Source organism: Arthrobacter sp. TmtSoilC77, from assembly GCF_059739415.1.
This window is the reverse complement of the sequence record NZ_AP046050.1, coordinates 3,742,549-3,759,935: the sequence shown is the minus strand read 5'-3', so window position 1 is coordinate 3,759,935 and position 17,387 is coordinate 3,742,549. Positions and strand designations below refer to the sequence as shown.

Below are 17,387 nucleotides of genomic sequence, written 5' to 3'. Positions count from 1 at the left end.
AGCTTTGAAAGTTTTACATTTGGGCTTTGAAGATCCACGAATGCCCGGGGCAGGCGGGGGATCAGTGAGGACGCACGAAATCAATCGCCGTCTGGCGACAAAGGGCTTCCACGTCACAGTGCTGACTACCCGCTATCCGGGCTGGCAGGAACGCATCGAAGACGGCGTGCATTATGTGCCCATCGGCTTCGGAACGGGCAGTAACCGCCTGGCCAGGCTAGTGGCCTATATTGCGCGGCTACCGTTTGAGGTATGGAAGCGCCGGTCAGCTACCGAGCTGGTGGTGGAGGATTTTTTCGCTCCGTTTTCGACCATGGCCGCACCGCTCTGGACCAAGCGCCCCACCATCGGTGTTGTCCAATGGCTGCATGCCAGGGACAAAGCACGGCAGTACAAGCTGCCCTTGCACTGGATAGAGCGACTGGGCGTGTTGACGCACCGCAGGCTGATTTCGGTTTCGCAGGGCATCAGTGATCGGTTAAAGGAACTGAACCCGGACCTGCATGTGGACGTCATCGGCAACGGCGTAGATCCCGGAGCCTGGAACAACCAACCGCGGCTGGGGAAGGATGTCCTCTTCATCGGACGACTGGAGTATGGGCACAAGGGCCTGGACCTCCTCCTGGAAGCCTGGGCCCACGCCTGCGAAAGGGTAGAAGGCAAGCTGCTGATCGCCGGTACAGGTCCGGACGAGGAACGGTTGCGCACGTCCGTCCGGGACAAGGGTCTCTCCGGGCGCGTGCAGATGCTCGGGTGGTTGTCCGGGGAAAGCAAGTTCCAGGTTCTCAGCAATGCACGGCTGCTGGTAGTGCCCTCGCGGCACGAAACCTTCGGGCTGGTGGCCATTGACGCGCTCGCGGCAGGCACTCCCGTTATTGCCTTCGACATTCCTTGCCTGAAAGAGATCATCCCGCCGGGTACGGGGTGGGTGGTAGAGGCTTTCGATGTTCTGGCACTGGCTGATGAAATTGCCTCCCGTTACTCCCAAACGGGGCTGGAGCACGTGGCTGAGCAAGGGCGGAAGTTTGCCGCCGGTTACAACTGGGATGCGCTCGCCGACAAGCAGGCGCAGGCCTATCGCACTGCTCTTACTGAGCTGAAGAACCCTCAAACCCGGCGGCCACAAGCCGACCACGCCGAAAGGGCTTGAATGCCGCTCCGATCACGAGTCGAACACTCCATGGCGGGCGACGCCCCCTGGCTTTTCCTTTCACCGCATCTGGATGATGCAGTCCTGTCATGCGGCTCGCTTATTGAAGCCCAGGCCAAAGGGCGGCAGATCATCGTGGCCACGCTGTTCACTGAGGCCATGCCATCACCCCACACGCGGGCAGCCCGATCCTTCATGCGCCAATGCACCGTTCCGGACGCTGGGGAATTGTTCCAGGCCAGGCAGTCGGAGGATCGTGCCGTGCTGCAGGACATGGGTGTTCAATCCATCCACCTTGGCGAAGTGGACGCCCTGTTTCGAAAGCGGCGAAAGCCCCCATTGCTGGGGAGCAGCCAGTGGGAGCGGCTGCTCCCGGAGCTCACTCACCGCTACCCCACCTATCGGTTCGACATCGCGATGGGAAGGATCGCCAAGGGTGATCGGGCCCTCATCCGCCGGCTTCGCTCCGACGTCGCCGGACTCATGGCACAAACCAAAGCTCAGCTGTTGTTTTGCCCGGCAGGGGTGGGTAAGCATGTGGACCACCTGATCACCCGGGAGGTAGGCAAAGGACACCCGGACAACGTGGTGATGTACTCAGACTTTCCTTATGATCTGGCTGCCGGTCCGGACGAAACGCACATGTCCAAATTGGGCTTTGTGCCGTGGACCTGGGACACCGGACTCGATGCAAAAGCCGGGCGGATCAGGCAGTATCCCACGCAGGCAGATGCCCTGTTCCCCAGCGGAGTAATCCCACTGAAACCGGAAACGTACTTTGTGCCTGGGCACCTCGATGCCGATTAGCCATCTGGTTCACACACACATTTCTTCTGGTTCAGTACTTTTTCGCTTCACATAAGGGTCATTATGAATTCGCTTTACCAACTCCAGGTCACTGCCCCGGGTGGGCGGGCGCGGAGGTCTGCCCATGCCTCCCAGCGGGCGTTGCGGGGACACTTGTGGGTTGCAGCCCTTGTAGGCTTGCTGGCCACGGTCTTCCGGGTGTTCGGTGTTCAACGGGCCAATGACGTTTTCATTGACGAAGTAACCTACGCGGACGTTGCAAGGCAGATAGCGGATGGCCACATGCCATCAATCCTTGGCACCCCGTTTTTCCTGCATCCTCCGGGTTCTTACGCCCTCAACGCACTGGTCATCCGCGTGCTGGGACTCCAAGGCAACTCCACGGACTTGGCGTTGCAGTTGCGTTGGGTCAATAGTGTTCTCGGAGCAGTTGCGGTTGTTGTCTGTTTCCTGCTGGTTCGCCGTCTTGTGGGTGTTGGACCTGCTGCCGTGGCTGGCGTCATTCTGGCCAGCGACCCGTTTGTCCTTCGCATGGATGGGCGGTTGATGATGGAGACTCCAGCTGGCCTGGCGGTCTTGTCGGGATGGCTATTGGTCCTGTTGCTGCTCGACCGTAAGTCGGGGCGAACCCGCCTGTGGCTTGAAATCAGCGCCGGATTGGTTTTCGGACTGGCCATCGTCATGAAAGACATGACTGCAGTGTTCACAGTGGTTCCGTTGCTTGCCGCGGTGGTCTGGCGTAGAACCGTGCCCCTCCAAACAGCCTTGCGAATCCTCGCATGCTCCACAGTTCCCTATCTGGTTTATCTGGGTTTGATCGCTGCCAGCGGGCTGATTCCGCAGTTCGTTGAACAAAAATCGGTGGGCGTCCTGAGGATGATGGGCGTCGTTCAGATGACAGGCTTCAATTCAGTCCACACCGTGAGCCTTGCAGACCGGCTCATTGACCTGGCCGGACGCTTCGGCACCAGCTATCTGCTTCTGGGCCTTTCCGTCGTGGCTGGGGCAGTGACTGCTATGTCTCCGCTGGTGGAACGGCGGGCTATTGGCTTGTTCTCGCTTTTTACCGGCTTGGTGGGTATCTACTCCGTCTTCTTCGGGGCGGCAGAGGAACAGTTTGGCTACTGTGTGGTGCTGTCTGCCCTGGTTTCGGTGCCCGTAGCCGCTGTGATGGTGGTGAAATGGCGCCCCCGCCTGCGGGCGCCCGTTGTGGCTGCCGCAGCAATCATGACCATACTCAGCCTCTTTCTGGGTGTTCAGGCAAGATCAGTCGTCGATGACGGGCTTGTCCGTGCCCGGGACTGGATGAACGCCGAGCTGCCCTTGTCCTCCAAGGTGGGTTTGACGTCAGTAACTGCTGAGTTCGCGCTCATGCCGCATGAGGGGTGGGAGGTCCTGCCATCCTTGCAGTCCCTGCATGACCGCGAGGCGCAGTATGTCCTCACACAGGGGAGGCAACTGAGTGAGGGGTACGGCTTCGCCGCACCTGAGTTCCTGGACTGGCTTCAGGACAACGCCCAAGCGGTTTTCACTTTCAGGGGACCAACGTCCGGTGACACCGTGGTGTGGCAATTGGACCGCGCAAAATTGGACGCCGCTGTGGCGGGAGGGCTGAGCTTCCCTCCCGTGACCGGCGGCTACCCGTGAGAAGCCTGCTTCGTGTGGTCTTGATGTTGATGATGACAACACCTGTGATCGTCGGTTGCAGTGTGCAGACCCAGCCGGCGGCAGAGCTCCTGTCTTTTGGGGTTCTGGGTGCCACGTGCACTCCTGAACGCCTCGCAGAACTTCGCGAGGCCGGCGTATCCGTAGTGGAATTGCCCTTGGCCTGGGATCGGTACCAACCGGGAGCCGGAGGGGTGGACCATCACTACGTGGCGGAGGTTCGTGAACGACTGAACCGCTGCCATGAGGCTGGCATGGCTGTGGTTCTGTCCCCTGGTCTGCATTACGCGCCTGATTGGGTAAGAGGTCTGCCCGGAGGTGTGCTGCGGGGAAGCGCACGAGGAACGCCAAAGGACCAGGGTTCCGAGCTCATATTCAGTGCCGATGTGCGGGATGCGGCGCAAAAGTACTTGGCCCTTGTTGCGTCGGACTTGGGGTTTGAGGGCGTAGCAGCAATACGAGTCGGGACGAATGCCAGCGGGGAGCTAGGGTACCCAGGGCCCGGTGACGGTGGAAATGAACGCGAGTACTGGGCATTTGCTGACGCCCCCCAGTACGGCATCGGTTTAGCTGAAGGCGTTGCGCCTTCTCCCATGCCGGGGTGGATTCCGGGCGCCAGCTCATGGCACGGGCGGTCCGTAACTGATGAGCAGGTCCAACGGTGGTGGGACTGGTATGCCGGATCTGCGGTGGACGCAGCCGTATGGCAGATACGCGAGCTGAGGAAACTTGGGTATCAAGGGCGTTTGCATGTTCCCGTAGCGGGTCGGGGAGTCTTGCCGAATGACAAAGCAACAGCCATAAAAGGACGCTTGGATGGCCGGGCCGATCCGGATGGCGCCCAGGAACGCGGTCTGGACTACGCTGTTCAATTCGCTGCGCTCGCGGCTTTAGCGGGGGTGGATGTGGACTTCACGGGCTTGGATGACATATCGGCCGTGAGTGCAGCCGCTGCCGTTCCGCGGCAAGATCAGTGCCTCCCCACTGACGACGAGAGCATGCTGATGGAAGATGTCTCACAATGGTCCTCCCACAGGTACATCAGCGCCTTGGCTCGGCGAGCCGGGCTGGGACTGGTCGGTGAAAACCCCGGTCCTCCGGATGCACCTTTCACCGGCGGCTCACCGCAATCGCACAGCCTAGCCGAACAATTGCGCACCGCTCCGGGGTACGCCGTGCAATGTGGGATGACGATGTTCCTGTTCGGCTTCGAAGAGAACCTCTTTGATGAGGAAGGCAGCGGTGTCACCACTGAGGACTACAAAGAAGTCATCCAGCGGTTGCAGCCTCCGGCTCAGCAGTGACGCCCCGAAACGGTCGGAGCTATAGGGGCGCGGCACCATCACCTCCAACACTGAAGTTGCTGGTCACTCTAAGCGGAGGGCATTGGCCAGGGACACCCGGTTCCTGCCTGCGGCCTTGGCTGCGTACAGGGCCATGTCGGCTTCCCGCAGCAACTGCTCGGTCCCCGCGCGGTGACCATCGGAAAAGGCCGAGATGCCAGCGCTGATGGTGAGTATCCCATCGGGGTCGCCGGAGTGCTCGATCTGCAGCGCATGCACGGCCGCCCGGACCCGCTCCATCACAACTTCAGCCCCAGCCGCCGTCTGCTCACGCAGGACCAAAAGGAACTCCTCGCCCCCAAACCTGTATACGCCGTCGGACTGGCGGACCTCGCCGGCGAGAGTTGAGGCGATGGCCACCAGGGCGGCGTCTCCTGCCTGGTGGCCGTAAATATCGTTATAACGCTTGAAGTTGTCCACATCCACCATCGCCAGACAGTAATCCCGCGAGTAGCGGTCGCTTCTGCTGTGCAGTTGGCCAAGGTCTTCCGTCAGCTTGAGTCTGTTGTGCAGCTTGGTCAGGGGGTCTGTGCGGGCCTGTTTGGTTAGCGCCGAACGATACTTGGCGAGGTCTGCGTGCAGCGAGGTGATCCGTTGCGCGGCCAGGAGGCGGATGTGCAGGTTGAACGGGTCAAGCGGTTTGGTGACGTAATCGTCCGCGCCGGCCTCCATGCCTGCCAGGACATCTTTTCGCGAACCGTGGGACGTCACCAGGATGACGTACGTGTAGGTGTCCTCCTCATGCGCGCGGATCGCCCGGCAAAGATCCAGGCCGTTCAACCCCGGCATCATCAGGTCCGTCACCACAGCTGCCGGGGCGTGTTCCTGGTAAAGCTCCCAGGCCGAGTCGCCGTCCACTGCCACGATGCAATCATGACCGGATTGCTCGACGGCGGCTTTGGTGATCATCCGGGAGATCTGGTCGTCGTCGGCGATCAATACTTTCATGGGGCTCCCAATAGTGTGCGCTCAAGTGCCCCATCCACTCGAGCGAGTTCCGATTTTAGTTCTTCGAGTACATGCGTTCCGTGCGCTTCAAAACCCGGGACTGCCTCACGTCCAAGTCGTTCCAAGTCCTTGGCCAGGATTGCGGCACCCGTAGCGCCGATGTTGCCGGCCGCACCCGCGAGTTTGTGGGCGGCGGCCTCCACAGCGTCGGCCTGCTGGCTCTCCAGGCCTGAACGAATTGCCTCCTGTGCACGCTGGGCTTCTTCGCGGAAAGCCCGGATGGCGTCAGGCAGCAGGCCCAAACCGTCCGCCGGTCCAAGTTCGCGGAGGATCTGCAGCCGGTCCTCATCGAGGACGGTGACGTCAGGGTCGGCAACGTCGGCGAGAACAGCGGCCTCCGCGTCTGAACCATTTGAGACAACAACGTTCGACGGCGGTGCTTCCGCCCGCTGCTCCTGCGGCACCCACCTGGCCAGGATGTCGCGGAGCTTGTCCAGGTCAACCGGCTTGCTGATGTAATCGTCCATGCCAGCCGCGAAACACCGCTCGCGGTCCTCGTTCAGCGCCCCGGCCGTCATGGCAATGATGGGAATCCTCACGGTTTTTGAGTCACGGGAGCGAATGGTCTTTGTGGCCTCAAAACCGTCCATCACCGGCATGTGGCAGTCCATGAGAATGGCAGCATAGTTTCCGGTGAGCGTCGCAGCAACGGCTTGAGCGCCGTCGTCGACGATGTCCACTTGGTAGCCGAGCCTGTTCGCCATCCCGCGGGCCACCAGCTGGTTGACCTCGTTGTCTTCGGCCACCAGAAGCTTGCCCAACCGGAGTTCCGGGTTCTCGGACGGCGACTCGGGCTGCATTGCATAGGGGAGCGGGGCGCCTGCATTGCCGATCGTTCTCGTTGCCACGAGCCGTAGCAGCCGGTTGTAGAACTCGGAGCTCCGGACGGGCTTGGTGAGGTACTCGCGGATACCTGCGGAGGTGAGATCGGCCTTGTCCACTTGCATGGTGGAGGTCAGGAGAATGATCCCCGGGCCGCCCGAGCCGTTGCTCTCTTCCTTGATCTGGCGGGCCAATTCCAGGCCATCGGTATCGGGCATGCACATGTCCACCACGGCGATGTCATAGGGGTGGTGGTCCGAAACGGCCGAACGGTATTCGTCCATGGCAGTGCGCGCATCTGCGACTGCCACCGGCTGCATTCCCCAGCTTGCGAGCTGGGTCTCCAGCACCAAACGGTTGGTGGCGTTGTCGTCCACCACGAGGACTTTTCGTCCCGCGAGCGAGGCAGGCAGGATTCCGGTGTCCGTAGCCGGAGGGCCGACGGGCAGGTCCAGGACAAACCAGAATTTGCTGCCCACACCCATTTCACTGTCAAGCCCTATTTCGCCGCCCATCACTTCGGTCAGCCGCCGGGAGATGGCAAGACCGAGGCCCGTGCCGCCGTAACGGCGGGTGGTGGAAGCGTCCGCCTGCGCGAAGGATTCGAACAGTCGGTGGTGGTCCTCAGTGCTGATGCCGATTCCCGTGTCTCGGACTTCAAACCGCAGCGAGGCTTTGTTCGAATCCTGGCTGACTACTGAAACCTGGATCTCCACCTCGCCGGCTGGAGTGAACTTGACCGCGTTGGATGACAGGTTCAGCAGGATCTGGCGAATCCGCCCGGAATCGCCCATGAGCCGTTCAGGCACGTTGGGGTGACAGTAGGAGATCAGCTCAAGTTCCTTGCTTTGGGCCTGCTCGGCAACCAGCCCTGCAACTTCTTCCACCAGTGTGCGCGGATCGAATGCCGTGATGTCCAGGTCCACTTTCCCGGCTTCCAGCTTGGAGAAGTCCAGGATGTCGTTGATCAGCGTGAGGAGGACCTCGCCTGCGCCCTTGACCCCTTGGGCGTATTGCCGTTGGACTTCGTTAAGGCGCGTGTCCAGCATCAGCGAGGTCAGACCGATTACAGCATTGAGAGGGGTCCGGATCTCGTGGCTCATAGTGGCCAGGAACTCCGACTTGAGCCTGCTCGATTCCAAGGCTGCTTCCCGGGCGGCCATCAGTTCGGATTCCGCAGCTTTGCGTTCCGTGATGTCCCGGGAAATTGTGGCCACGCCCCAGATGCCCGATTCATTGCGGACGGGGGAGAGTGTCACGGAGACCGGAATGGTGGTCCCGTCCCCGCGTTTGCGTAGGGTTTCAAAGTTCTGGACGTTACCACTTTCGGCGGTTGTTCGGAGGGCCTCGTGTTCATCGTGCTGCAATTCCTCCGGGACAAAGAAATCGCTGTTCCGGCCGACGGCCTCCGCCGCCGTATAACCAAAAATCCGCTCCGCCCCCGGATTCCAACTGAGGATCTCTCCCTCACGTGTCTTGCCGATGATGGCGTCGCCGGAGGAGTTTACGATTGCCCCCAAGCCCTCCAGTTCGGCCGTGCGGGCCGCCACTTTGGACTCAAGGTCCCGCGTCAGCGTCACATTCTCGACGACGATCAGCACCTGCCGCACGATGACGAAGGCCAGGACAGACAGGCCCGTGATCAGCAGGATGGGGTCTGACAGGTTGATGGCCCGGCTGCGGTTGAAAAGGACTGCGCCGAAAACGGGAATGTATGGCAGAAGTTCCAAGGCGGCAGCATAGGTGCGTCCGTCTTTTTTGCTGCTGCTGGCCTCTGGAGCCAGTGGGCTGAGCCCAACCAGCAGGAAGGCTGCTACCCAGCCCAGTGCCAGGGGTGACCCGGTTACACCTGTGACGCCTTCGGTGGTGAGCCGCACGTAGGTTAGGTCGGTCAAAGCGAGCACCAGGAAGCCCAAGCCCAGGCACAACCAGGGAAGGCGCCGGCCCCGGGCGGCCCGCATTGTCAGGACGATGAGCAGGGAGACCATCACCACGTCCACGAACGGGTATGCCAACGTGGTCAGGAACGCAAGGGCATCCTCGTTGCCAGCATCGATCACTGGCCCCAGGACCGCACCCCAGGCGATGAAAAGAACGGCACTGGCCACCGTTCCGACGTCCAGGACCGTCCGGACAACTGACATGCGGACGCTGCCGCCTTTGGAAAGCATGACAAGCCCGACGGCGACCGGCAGCGCGTAGCCGATGAATCCGGCGTCGGAAGCTGATGGGAAGGGGTAGGCGTGGTCCAGCACTATGCCGTTGAAGGTCCAAAGTGCTTGGCCGCAGGACCAAAGAGCCAACCCTGCAACAACGAACCATCGGGCCTTTGTGTTGCCGTGGCCCCGCACAGCGGCACTGGTGTGTGTCATCAGCGCAGTCAGTGCGGCGGTAAGTATCGCCTGGTCGCCTGCAAGTTGGGCTGTGGGTGTCCCGATACCGCTGCCGAGTCCGGCGGCCAGGAGGACCGCGCACATTCCGACTGCTACAAGGAAAAGCGGCATACCCTGCCTCGCCCATGAGCGCACCGGAAGAACCTCGTGCTTCACTCCTGCCACTGAACCCCTGCCTTCGAAAGTGGCCCCACCAAAAGCGAACAACGCATCTTGCCTTTGCGCTGAGGGAAGCATACGCCGGGAAACCCCATCTAGGTAGCAGCTGAGCGCGTTTTGACGGCTCTAAACGCGCTCTAATGCGACGCAGTTGGGTCAGCGCTCCGGGGTGAGGGTCTTCGAGAACAGCACAGCTCCGTTGGCGTTGCGAAGGCTCGCGGTGAACGTGCCGTCCGCGGCGAGGTCCACGTGCCCGAAATATTGGTTCTCGCCATCCCGCGGGGATTCGCCCGGGAAGCGACCAGCTTTGCTGAACACCACTTCGGGTCCGAACGTTCCGTCCATGGCATTCGGACCAAACGAGCCAGCGTTGATGGGACCGGCCACGAACTCCCAGAAGGGATCGAAATCGGTGAACGAGGCCCGTTCGGGGGAGTAGTGATGGGCGGCGCAATAGTGCACGTCCGCCGTCAGCCACACAGTGTTCTTGACACCGTCCCGCTTGAAAGCACTCAGCACACCGGCGATCTCCAGTTCACGCCCGAGAGGAGCCCCGTTGTCCCGGTTGGACAGGCTCTCCTGGTTCACGGCCCCGTCCGGCACGATGATGCCCAACGGGAGGTCCGCGGCGATCACCTTCCATGTCGCCTTGGATTGGCGTACTTCCTTGATGAGCCAGTCCACCTGCTCCTGGCCCAGGATGTTGGTGGCGTAGGGTTCTTTGCCGTCCGTGTTGGGGGACTTGAACGTCCTCATGTCCAGGCAGAAGACATCCAGCTGGGGGCCGCGCGAAATCTTCCGGTAGATGCGGGCAGGTTGGTACTGGCCGGCGTCGAACGTTCCCGGGCGCCATAGCGCCGCGGAGTCCGCGATCGGCATATTCTCCTGCCATGCTTGCCGGCCGCGGGCTGCGAGGACATTCACGTTGCGTTCGGTGTAGCGGGCGTCGTCCAGGATCTGGCCCGGGTACCAGTTGTTGTGTGTCTCGTGGTCGTCCCACTGGGCGATCACCGGAACCTCGGCGAACATGGCGCGCATATTCGCGTCCAGCGAGTTGTAACGGTGCCGGCCCCGGTATTCGGCGAGTGTCTCGGCGACCTTGGAGACTTCCTCGGTGACGATGTTCCGCCACACCTGGCCGTCCTTCTCCGTGACAGTGGCAGCGATGGGGCCGTCGGCGTAGATGGTGTCCCCGGAGTGGATGAAGAAATCCGGCCGCGTTGCGTGCATTGCCTTGTACCCACGCATGCCGCCGATCTCCTCGTTGATGCCCCAGCCCTGCCCGGCCGTGTCGCCGGTCCATACGAAGGACTGCGGGTACGACGACGGCCTGCCGCCTGGGTGGGCTTCTTCAGGCCCGCCGTTCCCGGATGAGTCAGGGGCAGTAGTGAACGTCCCCTTGACTGCCTCGCCGAGGCCGTTCTCGTCCTCGAAGTTAAGTTCAAGGGCGAAGCGGGTCCCGGCAGGAAGTCCTTTGACGTGGATCTTGGCGGTGAAGTCGCTGGCTTCGGTAGCGAGAGGGCCTTGGATGGTGCGGCTGAATCCGTAGCGCCCCCGGAGGATTTCGCCGGCGCTGTCCACTGCCTGCAGCCGGGCGCTCAAACGGCCCGGACCCGAAGCACGTGACCAGAGGACAGCGGAGTCGGTGGTGACATCCCCGGTGGCAATTCCCGTGGGGAGTGTGAGGCGTTTGCGGACCAGGGGGATGGCGGCGGGGGCGGGCGCGGCGGTACCGGTTGCGAGACCGGCCAAAGCCAGGCCGGTTAAGGACGTTTTTACGAGGGTGCGGCGTGAGAGATCAGTCATGGTTCCACTGTTCCGGGCAGCAGTGAACAGAGGATGAGCCTGAGGTGAAGGAAACGGAACGAGTACCGGTGCCCGCCTAAACAAGTGGCCTATCCCGGAAAATTGCGTACTACCTGGTGCAAATTCAGGCAATCAATGAAAAAGACGAGTATCTGCTACTCGTGCGGTGCCAATGGCCAATTCCTAGCATTAAGTTCCCTAGGGTTTCTGAAATTCTGTTCCGCCGGCTCAGCGGTGGTTCGCTCCCTCGCACGTGACGAGTGGCGCTCCCCATAACACTTCTGCGCTATCGCATACGCCCCTCCCCTGGGACTTCTGCGTGCTCAGACCAAAGCCACGGATTCTGGGACATCTAATGAACATTTACAATGACGAGCTTCAAACTACTCTGTCAAAGAACACGCCCGGCGGCACCTTGCTGCATGGGTCGCGCAAAAATAAAGTCCTGTTGATCACAATTGCCATCATCGTTGTTATAGGGCTAATTCCATTGATTTTTGGGGTTCTTTCACAGGCAGGCAACCCCGCAGCCGATGTGGGCCAGAATGTTTCCACTGAACAACTGGCCACCCCCCAGGCCTCTGAGTCCAGCCCCGCCACGCCCGCTGCGAGTGAAGCAGCAGCTGCACCTGCAACCGAAGCCAAGGCGCCGGCTGCAGAACCTGCACCGGCCGTGGCCGCGGCGCCGGCTGCAGAACCTGCACCGGCCGAGCCCGCACCGCCGGCGGTGGATACCAACCTCTATACGGTTGTCGCCGGAGATACCGTGGGCTCCATAGCTGCCCGGTACGGGGTGAACATGAACGAGATGCTGGCTGCCAATGGCTTGAGCGGCTACTCCGTCATCGTGCCCGGCCAGGTCCTGAAACTTACTGGACCAGCTGTTCCACTCATCGAGCCGGCGCCGGCCCCCGCCGCAGCCCCAGCCCAGGCCGCCCCTGCGCAGGCCGCTCCGGCGCAAGCTGCTGCTCCAGTAGCTGCAGGCTGGACGATCTACGTGGCTGGATCCGGAGGCCAGAGCATGGTGGACGCGTGCATAGGGCCGATCCATTTCACTCCCACGGACGCCTACGCATTGTTCATTACCGAGCACGACTTCTGTGGAGGTTGGGCACGCTTCTCCGGTATCGGTGTGGGACAGACGGTTAACATCCCGGGCTACGGCACGTACACAGTGACCGGAAGGGGCCAGGTGCCCAACCCCGGAACCACCAACAATGTGGCGGCCGTCTTCGGCGGCTTCCCCGCTGTTGTCCTGCAGACCTGCATCCCCGGCACGAGCCAGATGTTGGTGATCGGACTTAACTAGTAAGGACAGCCAATCAGGCCGGCGCCGTAAGGCGCGCAAAGCGGAGGATGCCCAAGATGGCCGGGGCCAGCTCATCCTCCATCTGGTGGTAGACCTCTTCCGCTCGGCGGTAGGGGTCTACCACGTCGTTGTCGGCAGGATCGGCCGGCAGTGCCAGATGCCGGACGGAAGCGACACGGGCGGGAAGAGCCCGCCAGAATTCCACGATGTCGCCCTCGGGAACAACGTCGCCACGCGTCTCCAGGACGGCGAGCATCCTCGCAAATTCACGGATGGTGAACGTTCGCTTCAACAAGGAGGCATCCAGTTGAAGGACTTCGCCCCGGTGCTTGGACGTCATGGCCAGCACAAGGTCGGTTTCCCGGAGGATCTTCTGGTTCAGCTGCCTGGCCGCGAAATTGTCCGGGCTGCCACGGAAGGTGCTGATCATCTTGGCCGACAGGGGTTGAATCGGCTCTCCCACCATGGCGCGCGTTCCGGCGCTGCGAACCTCGAATGATCCCGGGCTTGCGTGGTTGAGGCCGGCCTGCAGCAGCCGTTCCGCCACCGGGGAACGGCAGATGTTCCCTGTGCAGACGGTGAGGATCCTGAAGGGCTGGGGCGATTCCACGTGAGGCTCTTTTCTTGCGGGGGCTTGGGACGGCTCGGGTCCCATCCCAAGTTAACACGGGCAGCAAAGCGCACCTTGTCACAACGCCCAGCTGCACCCGTGCGTTGTAATCAGCCCTTGGTGTCCCACCGAACGCTTGACTGAAAACGTCCGCTCCGCATATTCTGAACGAACGGTCGGTAATTTATTAGGAGCAACCATGGCATCGCAGAATCTGCAATCAGTGCCCGCTGAGCTGTCCCCGGAAGAGCAGGAGCGGGAGGCAGCCGGCAAGGCGTACTTTGATCGCATCATTTCGGAAGACTCGCGCATCGAACCGCGCGACTGGATGCCGGAGGCTTACCGCAAGACTTTGCTGCGCCAGATCTCGCAGCACGCGCACTCGGAAATCATTGGCATGCAGCCGGAAGCCAACTGGATCACCCGCGCCCCAAGCCTGAAGCGCAAGTCCATCCTCATGGCCAAGGTCCAGGACGAGGCGGGCCATGGCCTGTACCTCTACTCGGCAGCTGAAACCCTGGGCCAGACCCGGGACAAGATGATGGATGACCTCATTGCCGGCAAGGCCCGGTACTCGTCGATCTTCAACTACCCGGCGATTTCCTGGGCGGACATGGGAGCCATCGGCTGGCTTGTGGATGGCGCAGCGATCTGCAACCAGGTTCCCTTGTGCCGTGCGTCCTACGGTCCTTACGGCCGCGCAATGGTGCGCATCTGCAAGGAAGAGTCCTTCCACCAGCGCCAGGGTTTCGAGATTCTGCTTGAACTCTCCAACGGCACGCCTGAGCAGAAGCAGATGGCCCAGGAGGCTGTGAACCGCTGGTACGCGCCGTCGTTGATGATGTTTGGCCCGCCGGATGATGACTCACCCAACTCCAAGCAGTCCATGGCCTGGAACATCAAGAGGTTCAGCAACGATGAACTGCGCAGCCGGTTCGTCGGCATGATGGTGGAGCAGGTCAAGGTCCTCGGCCTGACCCTGCCTGACAAGGACATCCGTTTCAACGAAGAAACCAAGAAGTGGGAGCACGGACCCCTGGACTGGAATGAGTTCAAGGAAGTCCTGGCCGGCCGCGGCCCCTGCAACTCGCAGCGCATCGAGCGCCGCCGCGAGGCACACGAAAACGGTGCCTGGGTTCGCGAAGCCGCCGTTGCCTACGCCCGCAAGCAAGCACAGAAAGAGAACGCAGCATAATGGCTCCTCACGGTAACCCGGAAGAACCGGCAAGCTCGGCCAGCGAGATCAAGCGCGAGGCCCCCAAAGTTGCGGCGACTACGCCGGCGGAACAGCAGCACCACGAGACCCCGTGGTCCCTCTGGGAGGTCTTCGTGCGCTCCAGCCGAGGCCTGTCCCACGTGCACGCCGGTTCCCTGCACGCTCCTGATGCCGCCATGGCACTGAGGAATGCACGCGATCTTTACACGCGCCGCAACGAAGGCGTATCCATCTGGGTTGTCCCGGCCGAGGCGATCTCCTCCAGCGATCCCGATTCCAAGGGCGCCTTCTTCGAATCGCCGCAGGGCAAGGACTACCGCCACGCGACGTATTACACCAAGAGCGAAGGCGTGAAGCACCTGTGATGACTGACAAAGACACTGACTTCGCCATTGAAGGCCACGGCGACATCTCCGTGGGCGTTCACGGAGCGGGAGCTTCCGGTGACGGTTCAGCCAGCGCCACCCGCATCACCCCGGGCAACGCCCTCCGCCCGGAAGACATTGCCCTTGAAGTACGGCGTGGACAGGTCAAGCCCAGCGATGACGTAGCCGAGTTTGCGCTGCGCATTGGCGACGACGGCCTCATCCTCGCACAGCGCCTTGGCCACTGGATTTCCCGCGCACCCGAGCTTGAGGAAGACATTGCACTCGGAAACATCGCGCTGGACCAGTTGGGCCACGCGCGCTCCTTCCTGACCTATGCTGGTGCGGCCTGGGACAAGTCCGAGGACGATCTCGCCTACTTCCGCCGCGAGCACGAGTTCCGTTCCGCGCACCTGTTCGAGCAGCCCAATGGGGACTTCGCGGTGACAATCGCCCGCCAGTTCATCGTGAGCTACTACCAGTACGAGCTCTACACGGCCCTCACCGCATCCAAGGACGCCACCCTGGCGGCCATCTCCGCCAAGGCCGTGAAGGAAGTGGATTACCACCGCGACCACAGTGCCCAGTGGGTACTTCGCCTGGCTGGCGGCACGGACGAGTCCCGCGCGCGCATCATCCAGGGCTTCAAGCTCGTGTGGCCATACGTGGACGAACTCTTCGAGGACGATGAGCTCACCACCCGCCTGGCCGAGGCTGGCGTGACAGTGCAGCCCTCAAGTCTTCGCGCCGAATTCGATCGCCTCACTGGCCAGATCATGGCCGAAGCCGAACTGGAGATCCCTGCCGTTCCGCAAGCACTGGGAGGCGGCCGTCGCGGCAAGCACTCCGAATTCCTGGGTTACATCCTTGCTGAGATGCAGGTCCTGGCCCGCGAGCACCCCGGCGCGAGCTGGTGACCATCATGGCAACCCTTGCTCGTTCAAAAACACGCACCCAAGAGCAGAGGGCCTGGGACATTGCGTCCACGGTCTGCGACCCGGAGATCCCGGTCCTCACCATCGAGGACCTCGGCATTCTCCGTGGCGTACACGTCGTCGACGTCCCGGACGCCCAGCAGCCCACGGACAAGCAGCAGCCCACGGACAAAGCGGACGACGGCGGCACTTCACGTACCGCCGTCGAGGTCACCATTACGCCCACGTACTCGGGTTGCCCGGCCATGGATGCGATTGGTGACGACCTGCGGAGGGCCTTCGAGAAGGAGGGCTACGCGAGCGTGCACATCAACCTGGTGCTCTCCCCGGCCTGGACCACGGACTGGATGACCGAGTCCGGCAAGGCCAAGCTGCAGGAATACGGGATCGCGCCTCCCACGGGAAGGGCTGCCGCAGGCGGCCACTCCGGTCCCGTTCGTTTGAACCTGGCTGTGAAATGCCCGCAGTGTTCTTCGCTGAACACCAAGGAGCTCACCCGCTTTGGTTCCACGTCCTGCAAGGCGTTGTTCGTCTGCCAGGACTGCAAGGAACCGTTCGACTACTTCAAAGTCCTCTAAGGAATTCCATGACCACCGAAACCCAGACGGCCAGCCGCCGTCGTGCGTCTTTCCATACCCTGACCGTCTCGGAAGTCCGGCGCCTTACGGACGATGCCATCGAGGTGACGTTCGCTGTTCCCGCCGAGCTGGCCGGCCAGTATGACTACCTCCCCGGCCAGTACGTTGCGCTACGCACCACGCTGCCGGATGAGCAAGGTGAGCCGCACGAGATCCGCCGCAGCTACTCAATCTGCGCAGAGCCGCGCAGCTTCGCCGATGGCAGCAGCGAGATCCGGGTGGCCGTCAAGAAGGACCTTGGCGGTGTCTTCTCCACGTGGGCAAATGCCGAGCTGAAGGCCGGCGACAGCCTTGACGTCATGAGCCCGCAGGGCGCGTTCATTTCGCGGCATGGCAAGGACGGCTCATCGGTTCAGCACAACGTTATGAATTCCATGAACCACCCGGAAGAGCTGGCGGGGGAGCCCGGGAACTTCGTTGCGATCGCTGCGGGTTCAGGCATCACCCCCGTAATGGCGATCGCCCGGACGCTGCTGGCCGCCAATCCGGAGACCACGTTTGACCTGATCTATGCCAACAAGGCTGCCATGGACGTCATGTTCCTTGAGGAGCTGGCGGACCTGAAGGACAAGTACCCCTCGCGCCTGGCGCTGCACCACGTTTTGTCCCGTGAGCAGCGGATCGCCCCGCTGATGACCGGTCGCATCGATTCGGAGAAGCTGCAGGCTTTGCTGAGCAGCGCCATCCATGCCGAGGATGTGGACGAGTGGTTCCTCTGCGGGCCTTTCGAGCTGGTCCAGCTGTGCCGCGACACCCTCGCTGCCCGGGGCGTGAAGCCCGAGCACGTACGCTTCGAACTGTTCACCACTGGCCGTCCGGACCGCCCTGAGGGTAACGCGGGCCGTCCCGTTGTGGAGGACGAGTCGAAGGAAACCTACAAGATCACGTTCAAGCTGGATGGTTTGACCGGCGAGGTCGCCAGTCCCACCCACGCCCGTGAATCCATCCTCAATGCTGCACTGCGTGTCCGCCCCGATGTTCCGTTCGCCTGTGCAGGCGGGGTTTGCGGCACCTGCCGCGCCAAGCTTGTGACCGGTACGGTGTCCATGGATGAGAACTACGCCCTGGAACAGGACGAGCTGGACAAGGGCTACGTCCTCACCTGCCAGTCCCACCCCACCAGCGAAGAAGTTACCGTCGACTTCGACGTCTAAGGAGTCC

At 61.9% G+C, this 17,387-nt stretch carries 14 protein-coding genes; 10 read left to right on the top strand and 4 right to left on the bottom strand.

Translation table 11 applies throughout. From position 1 onward, the window contains the following. Positions 1-64: 64 nt before the first annotated feature. The 4 genes from AC6I99_RS17265 to AC6I99_RS17250 all read left to right on the top strand — a co-directional run bounded on the left by AC6I99_RS17265 (position 65) and on the right by AC6I99_RS17250 (position 4,926). Entirely contained in the window at positions 65-1,150 is a 1,086-nt protein-coding gene (locus AC6I99_RS17265) for a glycosyltransferase family 4 protein (protein ID WP_497944531.1), read from the top strand. After that, complete coding sequence (locus tag AC6I99_RS17260) at positions 1,151-1,957, top strand: PIG-L deacetylase family protein (RefSeq protein WP_497944532.1); 807 nt, start codon at positions 1,151-1,153, stop codon at positions 1,955-1,957. It abuts the gene before it with no gap. A 63-nt stretch (positions 1,958-2,020) separates the two neighbouring features. Then, positions 2,021-3,604, top strand: coding sequence for an ArnT family glycosyltransferase (locus AC6I99_RS17255; RefSeq protein WP_497944533.1), 1,584 nt, complete (start codon positions 2,021-2,023; stop codon positions 3,602-3,604). A 14-nt stretch (positions 3,605-3,618) separates the two neighbouring features. Beyond that, positions 3,619-4,926 (top strand): hypothetical protein, encoded by a 1,308-nt coding sequence (locus AC6I99_RS17250; RefSeq protein WP_497961406.1) that lies wholly within the window; start codon positions 3,619-3,621, stop codon positions 4,924-4,926. Positions 4,927-4,989: 63 nt separating this feature from the next. Here the strand turns inward: AC6I99_RS17250 and AC6I99_RS17245 are convergent, their stop codons facing one another. The 3 genes from AC6I99_RS17245 to AC6I99_RS17235 form a co-directional block, all read right to left on the bottom strand. Further along, entirely contained in the window at positions 4,990-5,913 is a 924-nt protein-coding gene (locus AC6I99_RS17245) for a GGDEF domain-containing protein (protein WP_497944535.1), read from the bottom strand. Beyond that, the gene (locus AC6I99_RS17240; RefSeq protein WP_497961405.1) at positions 5,910-9,299 is read right to left on the bottom strand and encodes a hybrid sensor histidine kinase/response regulator; all 3,390 of its coding nucleotides are present in this window, start codon (positions 9,297-9,299) and stop codon (positions 5,910-5,912) included. Before AC6I99_RS17240 ends, AC6I99_RS17245 begins: the two co-directional genes overlap by 4 nt. Before the next feature lie 204 nt (positions 9,300-9,503). After that, positions 9,504-11,153, bottom strand: coding sequence for an alkaline phosphatase D family protein (locus AC6I99_RS17235; RefSeq protein WP_497944537.1), 1,650 nt, complete (start codon positions 11,151-11,153; stop codon positions 9,504-9,506). 355 nt (positions 11,154-11,508) lie between these two features. Between AC6I99_RS17235 and AC6I99_RS17230 the strand changes: the two genes are divergently transcribed. Beyond that, complete coding sequence (locus tag AC6I99_RS17230) at positions 11,509-12,462, top strand: LysM peptidoglycan-binding domain-containing protein (RefSeq protein ID WP_497944538.1); 954 nt, start codon at positions 11,509-11,511, stop codon at positions 12,460-12,462. Between the two features lie 13 nt (positions 12,463-12,475). Here AC6I99_RS17230 and AC6I99_RS17225 read toward each other — a convergent pair whose 3' ends face one another. Further along, positions 12,476-13,072, bottom strand: coding sequence for an arsenate reductase/protein-tyrosine-phosphatase family protein (locus AC6I99_RS17225; protein WP_497944539.1), 597 nt, complete (start codon positions 13,070-13,072; stop codon positions 12,476-12,478). Positions 13,073-13,271: 199 nt separating this feature from the next. On the opposite strand from AC6I99_RS17225, the gene paaA reads away from it, so the two are divergent. The 5 genes from paaA to paaE are packed head-to-tail and all read left to right on the top strand — an operon-like array spanning position 13,272 to position 17,380. Beyond that, positions 13,272-14,267 (top strand): 1,2-phenylacetyl-CoA epoxidase subunit PaaA, encoded by a 996-nt coding sequence (gene paaA, locus AC6I99_RS17220; protein ID WP_224165219.1) that lies wholly within the window; start codon positions 13,272-13,274, stop codon positions 14,265-14,267. Beyond that, a complete protein-coding gene (gene paaB, locus AC6I99_RS17215) occupies positions 14,267-14,653 on the top strand; it encodes a 1,2-phenylacetyl-CoA epoxidase subunit PaaB (RefSeq protein WP_224088683.1) in 387 nt (128 codons plus the stop codon). Before paaA ends, paaB begins: the two co-directional genes overlap by 1 nt. Further along, entirely contained in the window at positions 14,653-15,570 is a 918-nt protein-coding gene (paaC, locus tag AC6I99_RS17210; RefSeq protein WP_224088681.1) for a 1,2-phenylacetyl-CoA epoxidase subunit PaaC, read from the top strand. Before paaB ends, paaC begins: the two co-directional genes overlap by 1 nt. Before the next feature lie 5 nt (positions 15,571-15,575). Next, the gene (gene paaD, locus AC6I99_RS17205; protein ID WP_497944541.1) at positions 15,576-16,166 is read left to right on the top strand and encodes a 1,2-phenylacetyl-CoA epoxidase subunit PaaD; all 591 of its coding nucleotides are present in this window, start codon (positions 15,576-15,578) and stop codon (positions 16,164-16,166) included. 8 nt (positions 16,167-16,174) lie between these two features. Beyond that, a complete protein-coding gene (gene paaE / locus AC6I99_RS17200; protein ID WP_224165215.1) occupies positions 16,175-17,380 on the top strand; it encodes a 1,2-phenylacetyl-CoA epoxidase subunit PaaE in 1,206 nt (401 codons plus the stop codon). Positions 17,381-17,387: the final 7 nt, after the last annotated feature.

Bases quoted from the DNA above. Each gene is read 5' to 3' on its own strand.
- AC6I99_RS17260 (WP_497944532.1), top strand. From the start codon at position 1,151: ATGCCGCTCCGATCACGAGTCGAACACTCCATGGCGGGCGACGCCCCC.
- AC6I99_RS17255 (WP_497944533.1), top strand. From the start codon at position 2,021: ATGAATTCGCTTTACCAACTCCAGGTCACTGCCCCGGGTGGGCGGGCG.
- AC6I99_RS17245 (WP_497944535.1), bottom strand. From the start codon at position 5,913: ATGAAAGTATTGATCGCCGACGACGACCAGATCTCCCGGATGATCACC.
- AC6I99_RS17240 (WP_497961405.1), bottom strand. From the start codon at position 9,299: ATGCCGCTTTTCCTTGTAGCAGTCGGAATGTGCGCGGTCCTCCTGGCC.
- AC6I99_RS17235 (WP_497944537.1), bottom strand. From the start codon at position 11,153: ATGACTGATCTCTCACGCCGCACCCTCGTAAAAACGTCCTTAACCGGC.
- AC6I99_RS17230 (WP_497944538.1), top strand. From the start codon at position 11,509: ATGAACATTTACAATGACGAGCTTCAAACTACTCTGTCAAAGAACACG.
- paaA (WP_224165219.1), top strand. From the start codon at position 13,272: ATGGCATCGCAGAATCTGCAATCAGTGCCCGCTGAGCTGTCCCCGGAA.
- paaB (WP_224088683.1), top strand. From the start codon at position 14,267: ATGGCTCCTCACGGTAACCCGGAAGAACCGGCAAGCTCGGCCAGCGAG.
- paaC (WP_224088681.1), top strand. From the start codon at position 14,653: ATGACTGACAAAGACACTGACTTCGCCATTGAAGGCCACGGCGACATC.
- paaD (WP_497944541.1), top strand. From the start codon at position 15,576: ATGGCAACCCTTGCTCGTTCAAAAACACGCACCCAAGAGCAGAGGGCC.
- paaE (WP_224165215.1), top strand. From the start codon at position 16,175: ATGACCACCGAAACCCAGACGGCCAGCCGCCGTCGTGCGTCTTTCCAT.